Source organism: Streptomyces sp. H27-H5 (assembly GCF_026627505.1).
Taxonomy (GTDB): domain Bacteria; phylum Actinomycetota; class Actinomycetes; order Streptomycetales; family Streptomycetaceae; genus Streptomyces.
In genome coordinates this window covers 1-2,590 of the sequence record NZ_JAPNLK010000248.1, presented here as the reverse complement: position 1 = coordinate 2,590, position 2,590 = coordinate 1, and the positions used below count along the sequence as shown (strand labels likewise).

3 protein-coding genes and 1 pseudogene are annotated in these 2,590 nt (G+C 71.6%); 2 read left to right on the top strand and 2 right to left on the bottom strand.

Going from position 1 to position 2,590, the window contains the following annotated elements:
- Window positions 1–121 precede the first annotated feature (121 nt).
- A pseudogene (locus OTB19_RS42440) lies at window positions 122–715 on the top strand (IS701 family transposase); the annotation flags it as partial.
- 111 nt (window positions 716–826) lie between these two features.
- Here the strand turns inward: OTB19_RS42440 and OTB19_RS42435 are convergent.
- Together OTB19_RS42435 and OTB19_RS42430 are read right to left on the bottom strand one after the other, a co-directional pair.
- Window positions 827–1,084, bottom strand: coding sequence for a DUF6343 family protein (locus tag OTB19_RS42435; protein WP_267804200.1), 258 nt, complete (start codon window positions 1,082–1,084; stop codon window positions 827–829).
- Between the two features lie 55 nt (window positions 1,085–1,139).
- Window positions 1,140–1,751, bottom strand: a complete 612-nt coding sequence (locus tag OTB19_RS42430) for a hypothetical protein (RefSeq protein WP_267804198.1) — start codon at window positions 1,749–1,751, stop codon at window positions 1,140–1,142.
- A gap of 172 nt (window positions 1,752–1,923) precedes the next feature.
- Between OTB19_RS42430 and OTB19_RS42425 the strand changes: the two genes are divergently transcribed.
- Window positions 1,924–2,590: helix-turn-helix domain-containing protein (locus tag OTB19_RS42425; protein WP_420717030.1), on the top strand; the 667-nt coding region annotated here is incomplete at its 3' end.

Here is a 2,590-nt window from a genome sequence, read left to right as displayed (position 1 = left end):
CTCGACAGCTACATCATCAACCGCAACGAGAACGCCAAGCCCTTCCGCTGGACCTACAAGGGCACCCCACTCAAGGAAGCAGCCTGACCAACACCCCTCCACGAACTTTCGCGGTGCAGCACTAGGCTACGTAGTGGGAATCTCCACCACTCTCTCGGCCCAGCCCGGGCACGCGGTTCCCGTGGCCGATCCCTACTCCGGGACCGGACGCCCACCGGTGGCGAAGTACCCCGACAAGCCACAGTCGGTGAAACAGCTGGTCATCGCCGCGGGCCGGAAAGCCGCAAAACCGGTGCAATGGCGTGAAGGCTCCCGGCCCGGCACCGGCCGCAGCGGCTTGAAGCGCATGTACTCGCGGTTCGTGACCTTGCGGATCCGGCCTGCCGGACGCGAAGTCCGCCAGGCCGCCGACGGCCCGGAACTGCCCGAGTGCTGGCTCCTGGCCGAGTGGCCGGCTGACCAGAGCGAACCCGTTCAGTTCTGGCTCTCCGACCTGCCCGCCGACACCCCGCTGACCACCCTGGTCCGCATCGCCAAGCTCCGCTGGCGCATCGAGCACGACTACCGGGAGATGAAACAGGCCCTGGGCCTCGCCCACTTCGAGGGCCGCACCTGGAACGGCTGGCACCACCACGTCACCCTCGTCTCCGTCGCGCACGCCTTCTGCACCCTGCAACGACTGGCCAGAGCCCCAAAAGACACGGCGCCGGCCTGAGCCTCTACCGCGTCGTCCGCGAGCTGCAGACCCTCCTCGCGACATGGACCGGCGTCTGCCCCACCTGTCACCGCGGCATACCCACACCAGCCCCGACCTGACCAAGCCCTACTAGTTCCGGGGAGGCTCGTACGGAGGGACGCCCGGGCCCGGCTGGTAGTGCGGGCCCTGGTGGATGTGGTGCACCACCACCGCCAGGTCCACACCCGCGAGCAGGACGATCACCCCACAGGCCGCCGCCCACCCGGGACGACCGACCAGCGAGAACGCGGCCGTCCCGGCGACGGCCCAGATCAGCCCCCACAGACTCAACCAGAACCGCAGCCGCAGCGGGCTGCGGGCGGTCACCGGCTCGTTACCGGAACGCATGGTCATCGCCTCGAATCGTCGGAGGCCTCACCTCCATGGTCCCACCACCGGCCGGTCAGGGGTTGAGCTTGTTGACCGCCGTGGTGGTCGTCTTCTTGAACGCGGGCACGGGCGCGTCGCCCAGGTTCCCCATCTGGCCCCACTTCACGACGGTCACGGTCACGCCGTCCCGGCCGATCCCGTACAGGTGCACGCCGGGCTCGGAGTCCGGGACGGAGGTGTGCACCCCGTAGACGTGCGCGCCCTCCTCGACGGGCAGCTTCCCGTAGTCCTGCCAGGAGGCCGTCCCGCCCGGGGTGGTCCGCAGCCAGTCGGCGGCGCAGGCCGCGACCTTGCGCTCCAGGGCGGTCGCGAGCTTGGCGGCCGCGGCGTTCGAGGCGGTCCGCACGGAGATCTGCGTCGCGCCGGTGTCGTAGTCGGTGCCGAAGTCGCGGTGCCAACCGCCCGCCGCGGGCAGAACCCCATCCAGGCAGAACGGGGCGAACTCGGGCAGGCCCTTGGTGACCTTGCCGGCGTACCAGGGGGACGAGGGGTGCGGTGGCAGGTCGGCGCCGCCCAGGAATCCGGGTGCCGAGGCGGCCGCGGTGGCGGTGGCCGAGGTGGCGAGGAGGAGCGCGGCGGCCGCGGTGGCGGTGGTCGCGAAGGCGGTGCTGAAGCGTCGGAGCATGGTGGTCGGGTCCCCGTTTCCGGTCGGTGTGGCTGTTCGGTGAAGAGCCTCTACCCGGGGCGGCACGTCACGCCACGGATTGGGGCGGTTTCGGGACGCTGGAACGCCCTTACGGCCTTCCACCTGGGGGAAGATGCTGGGGTGGAACGGATTCACGGGACGGGGGGACGTCGTGGGCGAGGCGCAACGGTCGGCGGAGGCGGAGAACTTCGCACGGCTGATGCGGGAACTGAAGGAGCGCGAGGGGCTCAGCTACGGCGTCCTGGCGCGCCGGCTGCACACCAGCACGTCGACCCTGCACCGGTACTGCAAGGGGGAGGCGGTTCCCGCCGAGTTCGCGGTGGTGGACCGCTTCGCCCGTGCCTGCGGGGCCGGCCGGGAGGAGGCGGTGGAGCTGCACCGGGCGTGGCTGCTGGCCGACGCGCGACGCCGGGCGCCGGCGGAGGCGGTAACGGAGACGGTGCCTTCGCCGGCGGTGGCGCTGCCTTCGTCACCGGTGGCGGTGTCTTCGCCGGCCGTCGCACCTGAGCCGGAGCCCGAACCCGAGCACGAGCCGGCTCCGGCTCCGGCTCCGGTGGGCGCGAGGGGGCCGGGGGCGCCGGCGCCCTGGTACCGGCGGCGGGCGGTGGCGGTCGCCGGCGCGGGACTCGCGGTGAGTGCGATGGCGGTGGCGGTCCTCGCGGCGGCCGGGCCCGAGCGGGGCACGGCCGGGGCGCCTAGTGCTGCTCCGCGAAAGTTCGTGGAGGGGGGTTCAGGCTTCCTGGAGGGGGCTGGCGGCGTAGGTCCACTTGAAGGGGCGGGCGGTCTCGTTCCGTTTGATCATGTAGTCGTCCATCTTG

What these genes read in the sequence shown, in the direction of transcription:
- OTB19_RS42430 (WP_267804198.1), bottom strand. Translation starts at nt 1,751, where the DNA reads ATGCTCCGACGCTTCAGCACCGCCTTCGCGACCACCGCCACCGCGGCC.
- OTB19_RS42435 (WP_267804200.1), bottom strand. Translation starts at nt 1,084, where the DNA reads ATGCGTTCCGGTAACGAGCCGGTGACCGCCCGCAGCCCGCTGCGGCTG.